Annotated in this window: 16 protein-coding genes, 1 tRNA gene and 2 pseudogenes; 12 read left to right on the forward strand and 7 right to left on the reverse strand. The window is 63.0% G+C overall.

Going from position 1 to position 15513, the window contains the following annotated elements:
• Nucleotides 1–8: 8 nt before the first annotated feature.
• From J0H39_10690 to J0H39_10735, 10 genes are all read left to right on the forward strand, one after another.
• Nucleotides 9–800: a xanthine dehydrogenase family protein subunit M gene (locus J0H39_10690; protein MBN9497210.1), complete on the forward strand. Its 792-nt coding sequence runs from the start codon at nt 9–11 to the stop codon at nt 798–800.
• 177 nt (nt 801–977) lie between these two features.
• Nucleotides 978–1877, forward strand: coding sequence for a MoxR family ATPase (locus tag J0H39_10695; GenBank protein ID MBN9497211.1), 900 nt, complete (start codon nt 978–980; stop codon nt 1875–1877).
• Nucleotides 1874–3085 carry a VWA domain-containing protein gene (locus J0H39_10700; protein ID MBN9497212.1) on the forward strand — a complete coding sequence of 404 codons (1212 nt, stop codon included), beginning with the start codon at nt 1874–1876 and terminating at the stop codon, nt 3083–3085. Before J0H39_10695 ends, J0H39_10700 begins: the two co-directional genes overlap by 4 nt.
• Entirely contained in the window at nt 3082–3396 is a 315-nt protein-coding gene (locus tag J0H39_10705) for an XdhC family protein (protein ID MBN9497213.1), read from the forward strand. The genes J0H39_10700 and J0H39_10705 overlap by 4 nt, the downstream gene beginning before the upstream one ends.
• A gap of 4 nt (nt 3397–3400) precedes the next feature.
• Nucleotides 3401–4093 (forward strand): XdhC family protein, encoded by a 693-nt coding sequence (locus J0H39_10710; protein MBN9497214.1) that lies wholly within the window; start codon nt 3401–3403, stop codon nt 4091–4093.
• Nucleotides 4093–5700: a molybdopterin-binding/glycosyltransferase family 2 protein gene (locus J0H39_10715; protein MBN9497215.1), complete on the forward strand. Its 1608-nt coding sequence runs from the start codon at nt 4093–4095 to the stop codon at nt 5698–5700. Before J0H39_10710 ends, J0H39_10715 begins: the two co-directional genes overlap by 1 nt.
• Nucleotides 5691–6884, forward strand: coding sequence for an aminotransferase class V-fold PLP-dependent enzyme (locus J0H39_10720; protein ID MBN9497216.1), 1194 nt, complete (start codon nt 5691–5693; stop codon nt 6882–6884). Before J0H39_10715 ends, J0H39_10720 begins: the two co-directional genes overlap by 10 nt.
• Nucleotides 6881–7285 (forward strand): iron-sulfur cluster assembly scaffold protein, encoded by a 405-nt coding sequence (locus J0H39_10725; GenBank protein ID MBN9497217.1) that lies wholly within the window; start codon nt 6881–6883, stop codon nt 7283–7285. Before J0H39_10720 ends, J0H39_10725 begins: the two co-directional genes overlap by 4 nt.
• 45 nt (nt 7286–7330) lie before the next feature.
• Nucleotides 7331–7406 (forward strand) — tRNA-Glu (locus J0H39_10730).
• An 87-nt stretch (nt 7407–7493) separates the two neighbouring features.
• Nucleotides 7494–7742, forward strand: coding sequence for a hypothetical protein (locus J0H39_10735; GenBank protein ID MBN9497218.1), 249 nt, complete (start codon nt 7494–7496; stop codon nt 7740–7742).
• Nucleotides 7743–7916: 174 nt separating this feature from the next.
• Here the strand turns inward: J0H39_10735 and J0H39_10740 are convergent.
• The 4 genes and pseudogenes from J0H39_10740 to J0H39_10755 all read right to left on the reverse strand — a co-directional run bounded on the left by J0H39_10740 (nt 7917) and on the right by J0H39_10755 (nt 9703).
• Nucleotides 7917–8051, reverse strand: a pseudogene (locus tag J0H39_10740) (zinc ribbon domain-containing protein).
• Nucleotides 8052–8138: 87 nt separating this feature from the next.
• Nucleotides 8139–8621: pseudogene (locus tag J0H39_10745) on the reverse strand (recombinase family protein).
• A 368-nt stretch (nt 8622–8989) separates the two neighbouring features.
• Nucleotides 8990–9178 carry a hypothetical protein gene (locus tag J0H39_10750; GenBank protein MBN9497219.1) on the reverse strand — a complete coding sequence of 63 codons (189 nt, stop codon included), beginning with the start codon at nt 9176–9178 and terminating at the stop codon, nt 8990–8992.
• A 120-nt stretch (nt 9179–9298) separates the two neighbouring features.
• Complete coding sequence (locus J0H39_10755) at nt 9299–9703, reverse strand: hypothetical protein (GenBank protein ID MBN9497220.1); 405 nt, start codon at nt 9701–9703, stop codon at nt 9299–9301.
• 97 nt (nt 9704–9800) lie between these two features.
• Between J0H39_10755 and J0H39_10760 the strand changes: the two genes are divergently transcribed.
• The gene (locus tag J0H39_10760; protein MBN9497221.1) at nt 9801–10943 is read left to right on the forward strand and encodes a helix-turn-helix transcriptional regulator; all 1143 of its coding nucleotides are present in this window, start codon (nt 9801–9803) and stop codon (nt 10941–10943) included.
• Between the two features lie 47 nt (nt 10944–10990).
• On the opposite strand, the gene J0H39_10765 is transcribed toward J0H39_10760, so the two are convergent.
• The 3 genes from J0H39_10765 to J0H39_10775 all read right to left on the reverse strand — a co-directional run bounded on the left by J0H39_10765 (nt 10991) and on the right by J0H39_10775 (nt 12463).
• Nucleotides 10991–11329, reverse strand: coding sequence for a hypothetical protein (locus tag J0H39_10765; protein MBN9497222.1), 339 nt, complete (start codon nt 11327–11329; stop codon nt 10991–10993).
• A gap of 107 nt (nt 11330–11436) precedes the next feature.
• On the reverse strand, nt 11437–11889 hold the full coding sequence (locus J0H39_10770; protein MBN9497223.1) for a type II toxin-antitoxin system MqsA family antitoxin: 453 nt from the start codon (nt 11887–11889) through the stop codon (nt 11437–11439).
• A gap of 100 nt (nt 11890–11989) precedes the next feature.
• Complete coding sequence (locus J0H39_10775) at nt 11990–12463, reverse strand: hypothetical protein (GenBank protein ID MBN9497224.1); 474 nt, start codon at nt 12461–12463, stop codon at nt 11990–11992.
• Nucleotides 12464–12831: 368 nt separating this feature from the next.
• Between J0H39_10775 and J0H39_10780 the strand changes: the two genes are divergently transcribed.
• A complete protein-coding gene (locus tag J0H39_10780; GenBank protein MBN9497225.1) occupies nt 12832–15000 on the forward strand; it encodes a MobA/MobL family protein in 2169 nt (722 codons plus the stop codon).
• Nucleotides 15001–15513 lie beyond the last annotated feature (513 nt).

Genomic DNA, 15513 nt, shown 5'->3' on the forward strand with positions numbered 1-15513 from the left:
GACGGACGATGTATGATTTCGCCTATCACAAACCCGCCAGCGTCGCCGACGCGGTGAAGCTGCTCGGCGCCGACGGCGAGGCGAAGCCCCTCGCCGGCGGCCAGACTTTGATCCCCACCCTCAAGCAGCGCCTCGCCCGCCCCTCGGCGGTCGTCGATCTGGGCGCCATCAAGGACCTCGCCGGTATCTCCGTCGCCGGCGGTAAGGTCACGATCGGCGCCATGACCAAGCATGCCGATGTCGCCGCCTCGGCTGACGTCAAGAAGGCCATCCCGGCGCTCGCCGCGCTCGCGGGCGGCATCGGCGATCCGGCCGTGCGCCATCGCGGCACGATCGGCGGGTCGATCGCCAATAACGATCCGGCCGCCGACTACCCGGCCGCGTGCTTGGCGCTAGGCGCCACGATCAAGACCAACAAGCGCGAAATCGCGGCGGACGATTTCTTCCGCGGCATGTTCGAAACGGCGTTGGACGCGGGCGAGCTGATCGTCTCGGTTTCCTTCCCCGTCGCCGAGAAGGCCGCGTATCAGAAATTCGACCAGCCCGCCTCGCGCTACGCGCTGGTCGGCGTGTTCGTCGCCAAGACCGCTAGCGGCGTGCGCGTCGCGGTGACGGGTGCCGCCGCGTCGGTCTTCCGCTGGAAGGAAGCCGAAGCGGCCCTTTCGAAGAACTTCGCGGCCGCTGCGCTCGACGGCGTCAAGGCCTCGGCGAACGGTCTCAACTCCGATATCCACGGTTCGGCCGAGTATCGCGCCCATCTGATCGGCGTGATGGCCAAACGCGCGGTGGCGGCGGCCTAAGACCGCCCCGTACCAAGACTATGGGCCGGCGTCCTTCGGGCGCCGGCCTTTTTCTTTGGTGCGCATGAGCGAAACTCTCGCGCAATCAAAGCATAGCGGGTCGAAGCTAAGGCCCTTCCGGAGCGGCCCGGCGGCGTGCGATGCTGGGGCTTCATCGCATCTGGACACCGGACTCCCATGGAATTGCCGAAAACGGTCGAAGCCACGCTCGACCTGCTCGCCGCCAAGAACTACGTCGCCGACCGCAGCCTCGCGACCGCCTTGCTGCTCTCGCTCAAACTCGGCCGCCCCTTGTTCCTGGAGGGCGAGCCGGGAACCGGCAAGACCGAGATCGCCAAGGTTCTGGCCGCGAGCCTGGGCCGCAAGCTGATCCGCCTGCAATGCTACGAAGGCTTGGACGCCGCCGCCGCCGTCTATGAGTGGAACTATCCGCGCCAGATGATGGAAATCCGCCTCGCCGAAGCGGGCGGCGACAGCAAGACGACGCTGGAAAGCGAGATCTTCTCGGAGCGTTTCCTGATCCGCCGCCCGTTGCTGGAAGCACTGGCCCCCGATCCCGCCGGCCCGCCGGTGCTGCTGATCGACGAACTCGACCGCGCCGACGAACCGTTCGAGGCCTATCTGCTCGAAGTCCTGTCGGATTGGCAGGTAACGATTCCGGAATTGGGCACGGTCAAGGCCCCCGCCCCGCCGCTGACCATCGTCACGTCCAACCGCACGCGTGAAATCCACGACGCGTTGAAGCGCCGCTGCTTCTACGCCTGGGTCGACTTCCCCGACGCCGCGCGCGAATTGCAGATCGTGCGTAGCAAATGCCCGGGCGTGGGCGAGAAACTGTCGCGCCAAGTCGTCGGCTTCGTGCAGAAGCTGCGCGGCGAAGAGCTTTTCAAGCAGCCGGGTGTCGCCGAAACGCTCGACTGGACCAACGCGCTGGTCGCCCTCGACCGTATCGCGCTCGATCCCGCGACGATCGACGACACGCTGGGCGCCTTGCTCAAATACCAGGACGATATCGCGCGCATTCGCGGCACGACCGCGATGAAGCTGCTGCAGTCGGTGGAAGAAACGGCCGCATGAGCGACGGCGAAGGCACGCTGGTCGAGAACATCGTGCGCTTCGCGCGGCTGCTGCGCGCGGCCGGTATTCCTGTCGGCCCCGGCCGCGCGATCGAGGCCGTGCGCGCCGTCGGTGCGGCGGGTGTGGCCAGCAAATCCGATCTTTATTGGTCGCTGCACGCCACGCTGGTCAATCGCCGCGATCAGCGCGAAGTCTTCGACCAAGCCTTCCGCATGTTTTGGCGCGATCCCAAGCTGCTCGAACGCGCGATGAGCACGCTGCTGCCGCCCTCGCCCGTCGGCGACGACAAGGGCGAGGTCGAGGAACCGCTGCGTCGCGTGGCCGAAGCGTTCAATACCGTCGATCGCGCGCCCAGGCCCGTCGAGCAGCAGGAAGACGAAGAGCGTTTCGACGCGGCGATGACGTTCTCCGAGCGCGAACTCCTGCAAAAGAAGGATTTCGAGCAGATGTCGGCCGACGAGATCGCGCGCGCCCAACACGCCATGGCGCGGCTCGTTTCGCCCTTCCCCATGCGGCGCACGCGCCGCCATCGCCCCGACAAACGCGGACGGCGCCTCGACCATCGCGCGACGATCCGCGCGATGCTGCGCTCGGGCGGCGATATGGCGACCCTCGCCTTCAAGGCCCCGCGCGTCGAGGAGCCGCCCTTGGTCGTGCTGCTCGATATCTCGGGCTCGATGGAACGCTACGCGCGCATGCTGCTGCATTTCCTGCATCTTCTGGCGACCGACCGGGCGCGCTTGCAGGTCTTCCTGTTCGGCACGCGCCTCACCAACGTCACGCGCGCGATGCGCCAGAAGGATGTCGACAAGGCGTTGTCGAGGATCGCCGAGCTGGTCGAGGATTGGTCCGGCGGGACGCGCATCGGCGCCTGCTTGCGCGAATTCAATTGGCGCTGGTCGCGGCGCAGCCTGGCGCGCTCGCCCACGGTGCTTCTTGTGACGGACGGGCTCGATCGCGAAGCGGGCGACGGTTTGGCCGTGGAGGCCGAGCGTCTGGCCAAATCCTGCGGGCGGCTCGTCTGGCTCAACCCCCTCTTGCGCTACGACCGCTTCGAACCCAAATCTTTGGGGATCCGGGCGATCCTGCCGTTCGTCGACGAGTTCCGCCCGGTCCATAATCTCGACTCGCTCGAAGCGCTGGTCGAAGCCCTGGGCGAAGCCCCGCGCATTCGGGGCCGTTACGTTTGGCGAGGGATGGCCGCATGACCGAAGACGTGCTCGACCAAGCCGAAGCTTGGCGCCGCGAAGGCCGCAAAGTGGCGCTCGCCACCGTGGTCACGACCTGGGGCTCGTCGCCCCGGCCCGTCGGCTCGCAACTCGCCGTCGACGGCGAAGGCAAGTTCTTGGGCTCGGTCTCCGGCGGCTGCATCGAAGGGGCCGTCATCAAGGAAGCGCTCGCCGCGATCGGCGACGGCAAGCCGCGCTTGCTCGATTTCGGCGTGACCAACGAGCAAGCCTGGGAAGTCGGCCTCGCCTGCGGCGGCAAGGTCCAGGTCTTCGTCGAGAAATTGGGCTGACGCGATGGACTCCGCCATTCTCGCCGCGTTGCAGGAAGCCCGCCGCGCCAAGCGGCCGGTGGCGCTCGCCACGAATTTGCGCTCCGGCGCGCAGAAGCTGATCTTCAAGGACGGCACCGAAGGTCCGTTGTGCCTGGACGTCGACATGATCATCGGCATGCAGGACATGCTGGCGCGCGATGAGTCCGGCACGCTGCAAACCGGTGCGGGGCCGGTCTTCGTGCAGGTTCACAACCCGCCGCCGCGTTTGATCGTCGTCGGTGCGGTCCATATCGCCGATCCGCTCGCGCGCATGGGCGTGATGGCGGGCTATGGCGTCACACTGATCGATCCGCGCCGCGCCTTCGCCACGTCGCAGCGTTTCGAAGAATACGCCGTTTCGACCGATTGGCCGGACGACGCGATGGCGGAGTTGAAGCCCGATACGCGCAGCGCCATCGTCACGCTGACCCATGATCCGAAGATCGACGACCCCGCCCTCGACGCCGCACTCAAATCGCCGGCCTTCTATATCGGGGCACTCGGTTCGCGGAAGACGCACGCGGCACGCCTCGCGCGCTTGAAGGAACTCGGCCACGACGACGCGACGCTCGCGCGCATTCGCGGGCCCGTCGGGCTCGATATCGGCGCGTTGTCGCCCGCCGAAATCGCGGTGTCGATCGTCGCGCAAATCGTCCAGGCGCGCCGGAAGCCCTGATGTTTTTCGGCCCCGTCCCGCCCGCCCAAGCCGAAGGGGCGATCCTCGCCCATGGCGTGCGCGCGGGTGCGGTGTCCTTGCGCAAAGGCCGCAAGCTCAACGCGGCCGATATCGAGGCGCTCAAAGCCTCGGGTGTCGCGTTGGTGATCGTCGCAAGGCTCGACGCCGACGACGTGGCCGAGGACGACGCGGCGCATGCGTTGGCCAAAGCGTTGGCGGGCGACGGCATCGAGGTCGCGGCCCCCTTCACCGGGCGCTGCAATCTGTTCGCCAAAGTCCCCGGCCTCGTGCGCATCGACGCCGCCAAGATCGACGCGATCAACGCCGTGCACGAAGCGATCACCGTGGCGACGCTCGCCGATCTCGCGCCCGCCGAACCGCGCACGATGCTGGCGACCGTCAAGATCATTCCCTTCGCGGCACCGCGCGCGGCGCTGGAGAAATGTTTGGCGCTCGCCGCAAACGCCGTGACCTTCGCGCCCTTCACGCCCAAACGCGCGGCGCTGATCCAAACGCGCCTGCCCGGCACCAAGCCATCGGTGCTCGACAAGACCGAGGACGCGACGCGCCAACGTCTCGCGGCGTTGGGCGCCACGTTGAAATCCGCGCGCATCTGCGATCACGACGCCGCCGCGATCGCGCAGGAACTTCGCGCCGCATCCGGTTGCGATCCCATCCTGGTCATCGGCGCCTCGGCCGTCGTCGATCGACGCGATGCGATCCCCGCCGCGATCGAAGCGGCGGGCGGCAATGTCGAGCATTTCGGCATGCCGGTCGATCCCGGCAATCTGCTGCTCGTCGCACGCCTTGGCGGTGCCAGCGTGATCGGTCTGCCCGGCTGCGCGCGTTCGCCCAAGCTCAACGGTTTCGATTGGGTGCTGCGCCGTCATGCGGCGGGTTTACCCATCGGTCGCGACGCGATATCGCGGATGGGCGTGGGCGGTTTGCTCGCCGAAATCCCGCGCCCGACCCCGCGTGCGGGCGAATCCCCTTCCCCCAAAGCGCCGAAGATCGCTGCCATCGTGCTCGCCGCCGGCAAATCCAGCCGCATGGCGCCCGCCAACAAGCTGTTCGTCGAGATCGACGGCCAAACGATGCTGTCGCGCGCCTTGGCCGCCGCCACGCGATCGCAAGCCGCCCACACCATCGTCGTGGTCGGCAACGACGCGGTGCGCGCCAAGGCCGCGCTACCGCCCGACGTCGCGGTCGTCGAGAACCCGGATTTCGCTTCGGGTCTCGCAAGCTCCGTCCGCGCGGGCATCGCGCAAGTGCCGGCGGATTGCGACGGCGCGGTCGTGTTGCTCGGCGACATGCCGTTGGTTACGGCGGCGCATGTCGATCGCCTGATCGCCGCCTTTTCGCCCATCGAAGGCCGCGCGATTTGCGTTTCGGCCTTCGACGGCAAGCGCGGCAATCCCGTCCTCTGGGGCCGCGATTTCTTCGCCGAAATCCTCGCCCTCGATGGCGATCAGGGTGCACGCGTCGTTATGCGCAAACACGAAGACATGCTCTGCGAAGTGCCGATGCCGGATGACGGCGTGCTGGTCGATCTCGATACCGCCGAAGCCTTGGCCGCCTTCCGCGCGGCGCGGGAGAAATCCGCGTGACCCTGCGCCGGCATTTTCCATTGTTGAACCAGACGGGTCCGCGCGTCGCCTATCTCGATAGCGGTGCGACGGCGCAAACGCCCGATATCGTGCTCGACGCTGTACGTGCGTTCGAGACCGGCGCGCGCGCCAACGTCAAACGCGGCGTGCATCGTTTGGCCGAAGCGGCGACCGAGGCTTACGCGAATGCGCGCGCGCAGATCGCCACATATCTTTCGGTGCCCGCCGAGGAGATCGTGTTCACCAGCGGCTGTACGGCTGCCATCAATCTCGTCGCGAATTCCTTCGGCGCGTTGCTGAAGCCCGGCGACGAGATCGCGGTCTCGGAACTGGAGCATCATTCCAACATCGTGCCGTGGCACATGTTGGCTGCGCGCAGCGGCGTGAAGGTCACTTTCCTGCCGGTCGATGGCCAAGGCCGCATCGTGCCGCAAGCCCTGTCGCCGCGCACGAAGCTCGTTGCGCTCGCCCATGTGTCGAACGTGACGGGCGCGGTTCTCGACGTCCCGGCGATCGTGGCGGAAGCCAAGCGCGTCGGCGCGCGCGTGCTGCTCGACGGCGCGCAGCGCACGCCGCACGGGCCGGTCGATATCCCCGCCCTGGGCGTCGACTTCTACGCCTTCAGCGGCCACAAGACCTTCGCGCCGCATGGCGTGGGCGTGTTGTGGGCGCGAGCCGAATTGCTCGACGCGATGCCGCCCTTCCTGGGCGGCGGCGAGATGATCGCGAGCGTCACCACGCAAGGCTTCACGCCGGCCAAGGCGCCCGCGAAGTTCGAAGCGGGCACGCCGCCGATCTCCGGCGCGATCGGCTTGGGGGCGGCGTGCGAATGGCTCGGCACGCTCGATTGGGCGGCGATTGCGGCGCATGAGCTGCGTTTGACCGGCCGCTTGCTCGACGGATTGCGCGCGATCGATGGTGTGACCGTGATCGGGCCGCAAGGCTTGCAAGGCCGCGCACCCGTCGTGTCGTTTGATCTCGCGGGCGCCCACCCGCACGATATCTGCCAGATCATGGATCGGCATGGCGTGGCGTTGCGCGGCGGGCATCATTGCGCGCAACCGCTGCACGCGAAATTCGATCTCGCAGGCACGACGCGCGCATCGCTCGCGCTCTACTGCGAAGAGGACGACATCGACCTGTTCTTCGCCGGCCTCGCCGACGCCAAGCGCGTGCTGACATGAACGACGCGCTTTATCACGACGCGTTGATGGCGCTGGCCAAGGACCGCACGCACGCGGCCGCGTTGCCGCCGGGAACGGGCGTCACGGTCGACAATCCGCTGTGCGGCGATCGCGTGACGCTCGACGGCAAGATCGAGAACGGGATCGCGCGCGACATTCGTCACAAGGTGCGTGGATGCGCGTTATGCCAAGCGTCGGCGGCGGCGTTGGCGCGCGTGTTGGACGGAAAACCCGCCGCGGCCACCCTCGCCGAAGCCCAAGCGGCGGTCGAATCGGTGCTCGCGGGCGGGTGCGCCCCGGCCCCGTGGGACGCGTTTGCGCCCGTCGCGCGGCACAAAAGCCGGCACGACTGCGTTAAGCTCGCGTTTTCGGCCGTAAAAACGCTCTTTTCCGGCACTTGATTTGCGCCGCACAAGCGGGTACACAGGCCCGCTTTCGCGAAGGATGTCCCCTTCGTCTAGAGGCCTAGGACACCACCCTTTCACGGTGGTGACAGGGGTTCGAATCCCCTAGGGGACGCCATTCCGGAACAAAACTGAGAACTCCAGCTTTGTTCGTCGCCTGCCCCGAAATGGCAGCTTCGGCCAAAGCCGATTTCATCCCAGATATATGGATTTCGGTTCCGGAAACGCGAACCGTACTCACGAATTTTCGAAGATATGTCTGCCGAATTTTCGGATCGCCGTTGCGCAGCCGATCGCCAACGGATTGCACGAGAGCATCGAGCTTCTTGTCGTCGATGATCATAAGCTCGGCTTGACGGGTGGGCTTTCTGGCAATCTCTTGCTCGGCCATCAGCTGATCGCGGCGTTTGGTCAAATCGGTAATCCTCGGCTTCAGGCTCGGATCCTCCGCTGAGACCGTTCCCGTCTCGACAAGCCTCAACAGATTGCCAAGGCTCTTCACGACATCTGCAATCTCTCGCTCGAGGCGGACGACATCCTCTCCGGATTTATTGAGTCGCTTCGCGGCCGCCGCGACATATCCCTCGACCAGCGAACGAAGGCGCTCGGGCGTGAAGACACGTCCCGTCAATTCGTCGAGTACGACACCGTCCAACCAATCCATGGGTACGCGGTTTCCCGCACACTGAGTCGCCCCTTGCTTCAACCTGGTCGAGCACGAGTAATATCGATACCGGCCTCCCTTACCCGTATTTATGACCATCGCACCGCCGCAGGATTCACAGCGGACTATGCCGGCAAGCAATGTCGGGCCGTTCACGAGGCGTGGTGCAATGGTGGTAGAGCGCCGCGCCGTCAGGCTCGACTGAACTTTTGAGAACAACTCTTCGCTAACGATTGGCGGCGTCGGATTTACGACCCACTCCGATTGCGGACGGGGTCGCTTGTTACGCGTATCGAATTGATTGAAATATCGACGCCCAACATATGTCGAATCACGAAGAAGGCCATGCAAACTGCCGATCCCCCACGGACGTCCGCGCCGACGCGAGCCGCGTGAGTTAAGAAGTTTGCATATCTCTTTTATGCCGAACGGCCTACCGAAACGCTCTCCTGCCGCGAGCTCGAAGACTTCGCGAACCTGATCGGCTTCGAGCGGCTCAACGGCGAGGCGTTTCTTCGCCTTCTTTCCACGCCATTCTGCAATTTCCACCAAATAGCCGAACGGTGGCGGCGCTCCATTCCAAAACCCTTGGGCCGCATTTGCGAGCATTGCGCGCGAAGTATGCTTCGCATTTTCGCGGCTTTGCATTTCGTCGATGATATTCAACATCTTTCGAACGACCTCACCTGTCGGATCGCTCGAAATTTCTTGGGTTGCCGCGACAAGAGATACACCGCGCTTCCGAAGATCGCGTACATAGATTTCGGAATGGAGCGTGTCTCTTGAAAATCTCGAAAAGGAATGCACAACAACGACATCAAACGGTCGCGGATCGTCTTTCGAAGCCTCGATCATTTTTTGAAAAATCGGACGGCCATCATCAAGCGCAGAGGCTCCCGGTTCTTCAAAGACCTGAACGACGCACCAACCTTTGCCTTCGCAGAACGACCTGCAACGCGCGACCTGATCCGGCATCGACAAATCCGCCTCGGCTTGCCGGGCGGTCGAGACACGAGCGTAGATCGCTGCACGCATAGTCATTTCGTCTCCTTATCGACAGCGAGCACGGCCTCGACCAAATCGCCGAAGAGCGAACCGAACATCTGGACCTCCACCTCTGAGACTTCGGCCACGATGATCTCAGCCTTCACGCGATAGTCCTTCGGCGCGGTGCGGGATGCGCGCGCGCGTTTGGCGGGAGAGGAATCTCCGGATTGCGAGGTCAAAGCCCGCGATGACGCCGCGGGCGGATGGCTGGGCCGAGTTGCCATGCCCAGAAGTTTGCGGCCACCGACTTAACTTCGGCCGTCGCGCCAGCCCCAAACTGATGGACCGCAGCACAGGCATCACTTCAACGCCTTCCATAAGTATCTGAATACACGACGCATTCGACTATCTCGACTGACCTTTAGCTCCGAACGCCCATGCGCGGCTGGGATCTGTAACTCGGAGCTTACCGCCGCAACGCCGCCATCCGTTTCCAGAATGAGCGCAGACTGCTGCGGGCCGCTTTTGATTTGCGCCGAACTAACGTTCGCGAAGTTGTTTGCCGTATACGCCAGAGAGCCACGCCGCTCGAAAGTTGGAAAAATAAGCTCACCGGATTCCAATAAAGCACGCGTTGTCAAAGTCTTGTGACCCTCTGCGATACACAAGATCAAATAGTCTTTGACTGACAATCCAAGAGCATCGGCCGTCTCTTTAGCCGACTCATAAGCCTCACCCTGGCTCGCAAACCGCAACTCGATCATCGAGCAATCCTTGAGGCGAGACTATTTACGCTAGCTTAATACCATTTTGGTATAATTAAAACGATTTTGGTACAAATTGGGTAACTCCTGGTCAATCATGGCAAAACCCAAGAAATCTCCGCCGAATCGAATTCGGGAATGGCGCGAAGCCCGAAAGATGTCGCGCGCCGCCTTGGCAGAACGCGTTGGGACAGTAGCGGCCCAGATCCAAAAGCTCGAACTCGGCCTTCGTCAGCTCACGCAGACTTGGATGTCGAAGCTTGCGCCAGCACTGGGCTGCGCTCCCGCCGACCTCCTCCCCGAAAGCGATCAGCACGGATTGCCCGATCGAGAGAACGCGGTCGCGACGAAGCTACTGGCCAGAGCCATAACCGCACTACTAGATGCAAGACTGCCGATCGACCTGCTCACCGAACGGCTCGAGCAGTTCGGATTACCGACGGCGACCATAGATCTCGCGTCAAAAGTTCTGCTTCACATCGGCAAACAAACTGAAACGACGAGTGATCGAAATGAATTGATCGAGATTGTCACTGCCACGCTCGTGGCCTCCGCTGCTGCGCAACCTGCGCCTGGCATTCTGGCGAACTTAGGGCAAATTGACGCTGAGACCCTCCTTTCCAAATTGATCGACAGCGCCGACGACAGTCTGTCAGGGCAGTTTGGATTTGATGCCGAAACAAAGGAACGTTTTCGAACAATCGCGGCGACATTAGCGACGGGTGGCGTTGTTACGTTCGATAGCTTCGGTCGCGCATTGATCAAGCTCCCAAATGAAAATACACCGAAGCAGATCGTTCCATTTCTTGGAATACCTGGATCGCCATCGTTCTATGTGCCCAGATCCAGACGCGAATACATCAACTGGAATTCAAAGGCATTCGCTCTGATTAAACCAGCTGGTCCTAATGCATTTGTCATTGAGTTAGCAAAGGATTCCGGAACCGGACAGGTCAGGAGCGGAGAGAAAATTATAGTGGATCCTGATGTTGTACCGAGCAAACACGAAGAGATTGTTCTATTTGAGAGAATTCATTTTCAAGATCCAGAAGATTTATACTTTCTTGCACAGATTGAACACGATGATCGCCCACAGTCCCACGACGAGGCTTGGGACTATAGTTATGTAAGGTACAACTTCGATGGAACGATCTATGCGGAACTACGGCAGCGGCGTTCACAGATCTTCTGCGTCGGCGTCGCCCTCTACAAACTACCGACGCCTAACATCGACATTTGATCTGTGAGAAAAAGCCGACGAAGACGCCGACTATCCACTATCTCGGTTCAATATAGGCCGCATATGACCGTGACTAGCGCAGCAACAGTCGCGAGAAGAGCGCACACCAGATAAAGCGTGCGGCAAAGCGCAAAGAATCTGATTCCGAAACGACTCTCGCCGCGGCGTCGGTTGGACGCTTCACGCCCGACGCGCGCGGCGATCGCGAACGCGACGACGATGCCGGGGATGACGGCCGCATCCACGGCTTTGCCGCCGGGCGCCCCGGATAGTTGCATGGCGAGAACGATGGCGCCGGCGACCACCAGCGCTACCGTATCGAGCGGGCGCGGCAGCGCGCCATGCGCGGCGTTTTCGAACCGGCGAAATGTCAGCAATGGGCTCATAGGCTCCGCCAAACCTCGATAATCGGATATCGATACGTCAGAGATGGGTACCGTTGCACGAAATCGAAGACATCACGCTCCCACGGTAATTGCAGACAAGCTTGAGATCATTTCATTTCTCGCTTTATTGTCTGGATCACTTTCACCAACTGAGGCCGCTTATCGAGGAGCTTCAGAAGAATCATCGTCGGATGACTGGGGATCGCGTGACCCAACACATACTTACTGAAACTGTTGGGAGAGCCAGTCAGTAAGTCGCTTAGAGATTTTTTCGAATTTTTTCCGTAAGGTTGAATATCCGAAATCTTTGCGACAACTCGCTGAGCGAGCATCCGCACGCCGCGCGCGTACTCCGCCTTCATTTCGGCGAGCGCGCGATCGGCGGCCGCACCGTCATCGCGCCACTGTATTCCGTCGCCACCGCCTTCCGGGAACCATCCCGCCATTCTGACGACGCGCTTCATACCCTTGAACTCGACCGATATAGCGCGCTCGCCGCGATACAACGTTTCGCCCGTCTCGGGATGGATCCGAACATATGGCACTCGTTTTGTTGCCATGACCGTCTCCTTGCATAACCATTTTTAACCTTAAAGGTTACATTTTAAGTTATCAATCTCAAGTGTCGTCCTGAGAGGGCTCTATAGTGACCGGGAGTGATCAATTTCCCTCGTCGTCGCTGTCGACCTCCAGTTCAGCCAAGGGCGGTGCGACGTCGGCGGCAACGGTCTCTTCCGCGGCTGACACGGGTTCGCCCGACGCTTGATCCAAAAAAATGCGGCGACGTACCTCCGCGAGATCGAGTTGGGCCGTGTCGATATCCTGTAACAAGGCGCCGAGCCCAAGGAGGTCGAACCCGCGCCTCGCCATGTCAGGCCCCAGGATATGAAGTACGGCGCCCGTCATCGCGCGGCTCACGACATCTATACGCCGGGCGTCGGCGGCGCGCTTGCGCGCCCGGGCGAGCTTGACCTCTGATTCGAGCGCTTCGAGCTCCAACGCAAGCCTTTCGTACGTTTGCTGCGCGTCCAACACTTCTGGCGTGTCGCCGCCCTTGGGGATTTCCTTCGCCATGCCGCCATCGCCCTCTTCCAGCCAGGCCTCAGGACCCGGCACCACGACCTGATTATGCATGGCGACACTGAATATCCGGCGACGCGGGCCCTTCGGACGCCGGCAAGCGTTGTCCGCCAGGGCGTCGGCCGCGTTCTAACGGCCACGCCGCCGATGCGTACCCAAGCCCCCTATCACTTCCTATCGACAGCCAGAACCGAAGGTCGGCGGGCGCGAGCCCGCACGCCATTTGAGACCATCAACAAGGAGGACAGCGGGCTGGGTCAGGGCAGACAGAAGGTTCCGGAGAAACTGGCTGCGCCAGCACGAGATCTTTAGTGCCACGGGTTTACCCTCCCGGGTGTCCAGATCGGGAAATCCGTTCAGGGCGCAATAACGCATCCTGCGCTTTTGTGAGGGACAGGATGCATGCTCAGAGGTGAATTTCGATGGCAACGTATGACAGCGAACTAGATTGGGACAGCCTGAAACAGGGCCGCCTCGAAGAAGGCAATCACGACGAATTGGGCCTGACCGGGAGTGGCCGCGCCGCTCGGCAAGCCCCGGTTCATCTGCGACTACGCACCCGCCCCGCGCCACGACGGATTGCGCCCCTGCTGAGCAGTGGCGTGGTGACTGGTATTGCCTATCGACCGACCGGTGCCCACGGGGTCGCCCCGTTTCATTTTGCCCATAGCTTCGTCTCCCGCCCTCGAACCTGGACCCGCCCCCGGGCGGTCGAAAAGGGCGAGCGCGTCCAGCTGTTTCCACGCAAGGGCGAGGTCGCTGGCTTACGGGCGATCCCGGAGGCCCGGTATCACGACCGGCATCGGGTCTGGACGATCCCCAAGTCTCATCCCTTCGCGCAGTCGCCGGAGGGCCAAGCGATGCGGAATGGCTTCGCCGGTGTCGCTCATTACCGTCGTCGCGCGGGCCAAGGTGCGGTCCGGCGGACCGACACCGGCCGGGCGTTCCAAAACTACATAGAGCGGACGTACTTGTCTGAAGCCAAGCGCGCCGAAGAGGTTGAAAGCGATGCCAATGGCCCAATCTCGATGGGTACGCTCGGGCCTGCGATCGATGCTCGACGCGCGTTTTGGCACGCTGTCGAAGAGCGCGAACGGCGCAATGACGCGCGGCTGCAATGCCGGATCATCGCCGAGCTTCCCCATTGGCTCGCCCCCGCCGACCGGCGTGAGATTGTCGAACGCCTCGGGGCCGCCTTCGACGAACGTGGCCTTGGCTGGTGGGCAGTCGTGCATCGGCCTGACGTGGCAAAGGGCTCCGACCCGAGAAATTTCCATCTCCACGTCGTCTATCACGATCGGCCCGTCACCCATGTCCGGATCCGGTTCGACGGCACCGCCGACGGCCCTGTTATCGACGGGATCGCCTTTGCCGAGCGTAAGGATCGCGGGGCGCAGGGCGAAGAGTGGGTCGTGGCGCTGAAACGCCGCTATGCCGAGATTGTGAACGACGTCGTGGCGCGATGGGCCACGCGGGAGAACCGAACTGTACCATTTTGGTACTTCCCTGGCACATATGCGGATCTCGGGATCGAGATCGAAGGTCAGCGCCATTTGGGCGCCAAGCGCACGGCGCTCGAGCGGTTCGGCGTGGCGACGCTGGTTGGCAGCGCAAATGCGGACCGTGCGGATCCCGCCGGCGACGCGGCCCTCCAGGACTTCGCAAACCGCCGACGCCGGGCGCGGCTGACTATTCGTTTCGACCAACGAAAAGCGGATGCCATCGATCCCAACACCAAACTCGGGGCTCGGCTGCGCGAGGCGACGGCCGACGCCACCGCCGCCGGGATTACAGCGGCGCACGCCGGCAAATCCTTCTACGAGGCGGTCGCCTTGCGCGAGGACCCGTTGGACGCGCCCGTGGTCCGGGACGCTCTCGCCCGCCTCCCGGCCGAGACCTCGGCGGTGCCGCCAGCACCCACGCGCGAGCTGCGCCTGGAGGTCCGCGTGCGCGGACTCGACCGACTGGCCGCCGCTGAGCCCGAGGGCTCGCCGATCGGCGTTGAACTCGCGCGACGCAAGGCCGAACTACTCGCCTGGGAGGGTGCGGGTTCGCCCGATGCAGCGATCCGTGATCGCCGCCGTCTTGAAGACGCGCTGGCGGCGGCGGCGTGCGACTACGATCGAGCCCTCGCGCGGTTCGAGAAGCATGCCGAGGCGGCCGCCTGGATCGCGATCGCCGCCGACTTGGCGAAAGCCTATGGCGCCTGGCGGCGCTGGTGCGTCGGGTCCGGCCGCGTGGAAGTCCGCACCCTGCCCCCGGGCCTCGATCGGCTGCCCACGCTGTCGGCGTTGCCGACGGGCTGGGAGAGCCAAGTGGCGGTCCCCGCCCCCAAGGCCCGCCGGCGCAACGACGGCATCGACGAGACGGCATGGATCGAGCTTGCGGCGCGGCGGCGAATGGCCGAGTGCGCGGAGCTCGCGCGCATGATGACGCGGAACGGGATTACCGGCGCTCGCCTGGAGGCGACAGTAGCGGCCGAGATCGGTGTTCCGGCCGGCGGGTTGGCGCGGGCATTCGACGCGCTGGCCGAAACGGCCGGCGCCCGCGTACGACGGCTCGCGCGGTCAATCCAACGCGACCGCGGCTGACGCGGTAAGAAATTGGCGTTGTCACCGATGTGAATCGGCATGTCACCGTTGAATTCGCTTGGAAATTCGATGGCGCGCGATCAGCGTTGTCACAGCTCGCGCATGATTCGGCGCGAACTGTGACAATCGGTATGAAAACCACCAGTTTTAACGTGCCGGAAAGAGGATCGTTGTCACAGCTGTGAATGCAGGTTTCTCCGTTGAATTAGCACGAAAATTCGATAGCGCGTGAGTCGCGTTGTCACAGGCGTTTTGATCCGTGCTTTAGCTGTGACAACGCACCATTTTGGACATTGTCGCTAAAGCGACAGAAATGGACGTTGTTTGTGGGGACAAGGCAGCGTTCGTGGATCGAGCGAGGGGCCGGGTAAATGGCCGTAAGACCGGACAATCATCGAAGAAAAGCGTAATCCCGCATCGCGACTGGCGGCTAGACCGGCAAGACGCAACAATGGTCAAATAAGCGGCGTCGAAGTACCGATCGCGTAAATGAAAAGCTGTAGAGGAACAAAA

The organism is Alphaproteobacteria bacterium (assembly GCA_017308135.1).
Classification (GTDB): Bacteria; Pseudomonadota; Alphaproteobacteria; order CACIAM-22H2; family CACIAM-22H2; genus Tagaea.